Genomic DNA, 3472 nt, shown 5'->3' with positions numbered 1-3472 from the left:
CCCGGACACCTCGCTGACCAGCTGGTGCACGTGCGGGTAGGTCTCGACCTCGAGCAGGCGGTCGACGCCGACGCTGGACGGTGCGCACACGCGCGACAGGTCGTTGCGCATCAGGTCGACGATCATGACGTTCTCGGCGCGCTCCTTGGCATCCGTCCGCAGCTCTTCGGCGAGGGCGGCGTCGACGACCGGGTCGGCCGACCGCGGCCGTGTGCCTTTGATCGGGTGCGTGTGGACGCGACCGTCGCGCACCTCGAGGAAGCGCTCGGGCGAGGCGCTGGCCAGGGCGCGCTCCCCCGCGCGGATGAACCCCGCGTGGTGCGAGCTCGAGGCGCGGCGCAGACGCCGGAACACCTCGAGCGCGTCCACGGCGCCCGGCACGGTGAAGCGCGTGGTCAGGCACAGCTGATACGCGTCCCCCTCGCGGATCGCCTCCCGGCACGCCGCGATCAGCTCGGCGTAGCGCTCCGGAGTGACGCGGGCGGATGCCGTCCCCCGCCGCTCGGGCTCGGCCACAGCGGGTGCGGGCGGGGCGTCGAGAGCGCGGGTCAACAGCTCGGGGTCGCCGAACGCGAACACCCGCCGACGAGCGTGATCGAACGCGAGGAAGCGCTCGACGCGGAGGAACGCCGTCTCGCCCTCGTACGTCCGCCAGCCGACCCATCCGCCGCGGAACGGACCGGCTTCGTGCGCGACGGTCGGGGTCGTGGCATCCCTTCGCATCGGGGGCGCCGAGGCGTCGGGCCGTCCCTCTCCGATCCAGCTCCACCCGCTGTCCGCGTCGACACCGGCGTCGAGCCAGAAGGCGTGCGGGGCGTCGGCGTAGAGGTGGGCGAACGCCGCCTCGGGGTCGACCCACCCGGACGGGGGGAACGGCGAGGAGGAGTGCGGCACGCTCCCAGGCTAGGCCGAGGCCCGCGCCTCTAGGCTTTCAGGGGTGAACGAGATCCTCACGTGGCTGCTCGACGTCGTCCAGAACGTCGACCCGGTGCTGCGTACCGTCATCGCCGGGATCGCGGTCATGCTCGAGACCAGCGTGCTGGTCGGACTCGTGGTGCCGGGCGACACGATGGTGATCGTCGCCGGTACCGCGATCGCGTCGCCCCTCGAGGGAGTCGTGCTCGGTGCGGCCGTGGTCATCGGCGCTCTGGTCGGCGAGAGTCTCGGCTTCTGGCTCGGTCGTTACTTCGGTCCGCGGATCCGTGCGTCGCGGCTCGGTCAGAAGCTGGGCGAGCGCAACTGGGAGCGCGCCGAGCGCTACCTGCGCCGACGCGGCGGACCGGCGATCTTCCTCTCGCGCTTCCTGCCCGTGCTGCACTCGCTGGTGCCCCTGACCGTGGGGATGAGCGGCTACAGCTACCGACGCTTCATCGCGTGGACCACTCCCGCGTGCGCGGTGTGGGCGGGGCTGTACATCACGGTCGCCGCGACCGCCGCGGGCACTTATCGCGAGCTCGCCGACCAGATCCACTACGCCGGTTACGTCTTCGTCGCGATCCTGGTCGTCTTCCTCGTGCTGATCTACCTGGGCAAGAAACTGCTGGAGCGCGCGGAGCGCCGTCACCTCTCGGAGGAGAGTCAGCCCCTCGAACCTGCGGACGGTGACGTGAAAGACTGAGCGGGATGTCTCGCTCTCCTCGCGCCAAAGCGCTCTGGTTCGCCCGACTCGAGCGCCGTTTTCACCGGTGGCGTGAGAAGCGGGCCCGCGCCCGTGGTCTGCGCCCCGTCGTCACGGGCTTCCCCGGATACGGCACCCAGGAATGGGTCCGCGTCCTCGGACGCGTCCTCATCGCCCCGCCGATCAAGCGCACCTCCACGGGGGAATTCGCGAGCCTCCGCGGCTGGCGCAGCTTCGCGGCTGTGCCGGTGGGCTCGGCGCGCGTCAGCGTCGTCATCGACGGCACGACGCACCGGGTCACCGCGGACCGCGGCGGCGTGATCGACGCGAAGCTCCCGGCATCCCTCGCCCCGGGCTGGCAGAGCATCACGATGTCGGTCGAGGGCAGCGACCCGACCGAGACGCGCGTCTTCATCGTCGGCGCCGACGTCCGCTTCGGCGTGGTCAGCGACATCGACGACACGGTCATGGTCACCGCCCTCCCCCGCCCGCTGCTGGCCGCGTGGAATTCCTTCGTCGTCGACGAGCACGCGCGCCAACCCGTGCCCGGCATGGCCGTCATGCTCGAGCGGTTGACGCGCGAGCACGCCGGTACCCCGGTCATCTACCTCTCGACGGGGGCGTGGAACGTCGCTCCCACCCTGACGCGCTTCATGCGACGCCACCTCTTCCCGGCGGGTTCGTTCCTGCTCACGGACTGGGGTCCCACGCACGACCGGTGGTTCCGCAGCGGTCGCGACCACAAGGAGCAGAACCTGCGCCGCCTCGCCGCGGAGTTCCCCCACGTGAAGTGGTTGCTGGTCGGCGACGACGGACAGCACGACGACGCGATCTACACCGGTTTCGCCATCGAACACCCCGAGAACGTCGCCGCCGTCGCGATTCGTCGGTTGCTGCCCGCCGAGGCGGTGCTGGCCGGTGGTCGCACCGTGGTCGACGACCACTCCGCCGCCGAGGTGCCGTGGGTGACCGAGTCCGACGGCGCGGGACTGCTCGAGCGCCTGCAGAGCGTCGGGGTGATCTCTCGCGACGACTGACCGGTCCGCCGTCGGAGCGGAGGGCCGGATGCCGACCCTTCACCCCGATGTCGGGGGTGACGCGTACGGTGGAGGCATGTGCGGTCGATTCGTCGTAGCCAACGTGGCCAGCGAGCTCGTGGGGGTTCTGCGCGTCGACGTCGAAGCCGATGAGCTGCCGCAGCCCTCGTACAACATCGCGCCGACCTCGCGGGTGGCGATCGTGCTCGACTCGATCAAGAGCGAGCCGCCGGCGCGTCGCCTCGAAGTCGCTCGCTGGGGTCTGGTTCCGGGATGGGCGAAGGACGTCAAGATCGGCGCGCGCGCATTCAACGCGCGGTCCGAAGAGATCGAGGACAAGCCGATGTTCCGCAACGCCCTCATCAAGCGGCGGGCGGTCATCCCGGCATCCGGCTACTACGAGTGGAAGACCACCGACGACGGCAAGACCCCGCATTACATCCATCCCGCCGACGGCTCGCCGCTGTTCTTCGCGGGGCTCTACGAGTGGTGGAAAGACCCCGCTCGCGCCGACGACGACCCCGCCCGCTGGGTGCTGAGCTGCACGATCCTCACGCGCGATGCGATCGGACGACTCGGCTCCATCCACGACCGCATGCCGCTGTTCATGGATCCCGACTTCGCCGACGCCTGGCTCGACCCCACGACCGAGAACGTCGGAGACATCCTCGACGCGGCCATCGACGCCGCGCCCGACATGGCCGAGACGCTCGACGACCACGTGGTCTCGGCGGCGGTGGGCAACGTCCGCAACGACTCCCCCGACCTCATCGAGCCGGTCGAATGACCCTCGTCGCGACCCGAACCGTCCTGACGC

At 70.5% G+C, this 3472-nt stretch carries 4 protein-coding genes; 3 read left to right on the top strand and 1 reads right to left on the bottom strand.

Features of this window, described 5'->3' with window-relative positions; all coding sequences use genetic code 11:
- A partial coding sequence (locus tag QZ433_RS01885; protein ID WP_295779746.1) for a chorismate-binding protein occupies positions 1 to 894 on the bottom strand: 894 nt, incomplete at its 3' end.
- A 43-nt stretch (positions 895 to 937) separates the two neighbouring features.
- On the opposite strand from QZ433_RS01885, the gene QZ433_RS01880 reads away from it, so the two are divergent.
- The 3 genes from QZ433_RS01880 (at position 938) to QZ433_RS01870 (ending at position 3442) form a co-directional block, all read left to right on the top strand.
- A complete protein-coding gene (locus QZ433_RS01880) occupies positions 938 to 1618 on the top strand; it encodes a DedA family protein (protein WP_295779745.1) in 681 nt (226 codons plus the stop codon).
- Positions 1619 to 1623: 5 nt separating this feature from the next.
- Positions 1624 to 2655: a phosphatase domain-containing protein gene (locus QZ433_RS01875; protein ID WP_295779744.1), complete on the top strand. Its 1032-nt coding sequence runs from the start codon at positions 1624 to 1626 to the stop codon at positions 2653 to 2655.
- Between the two features lie 76 nt (positions 2656 to 2731).
- Complete coding sequence (locus QZ433_RS01870; protein WP_295779743.1) at positions 2732 to 3442, top strand: SOS response-associated peptidase; 711 nt, start codon at positions 2732 to 2734, stop codon at positions 3440 to 3442.
- Positions 3443 to 3472 lie beyond the last annotated feature (30 nt).

Origin of the sequence: uncultured Microbacterium sp. (assembly GCF_913776565.1) — a bacterium.
In the GTDB taxonomy this organism is placed as follows: Bacteria; Actinomycetota; Actinomycetes; order Actinomycetales; family Microbacteriaceae; genus Microbacterium.
This window is presented reverse-complemented; position numbering and strand designations above follow the sequence as displayed.

What these genes read in the sequence shown, in the direction of transcription:
- QZ433_RS01875 (WP_295779744.1), top strand. Translation starts at nt 1,624, where the DNA reads ATGTCTCGCTCTCCTCGCGCCAAAGCGCTCTGGTTCGCCCGACTCGAG.
- QZ433_RS01870 (WP_295779743.1), top strand. Translation starts at nt 2,732, where the DNA reads ATGTGCGGTCGATTCGTCGTAGCCAACGTGGCCAGCGAGCTCGTGGGG.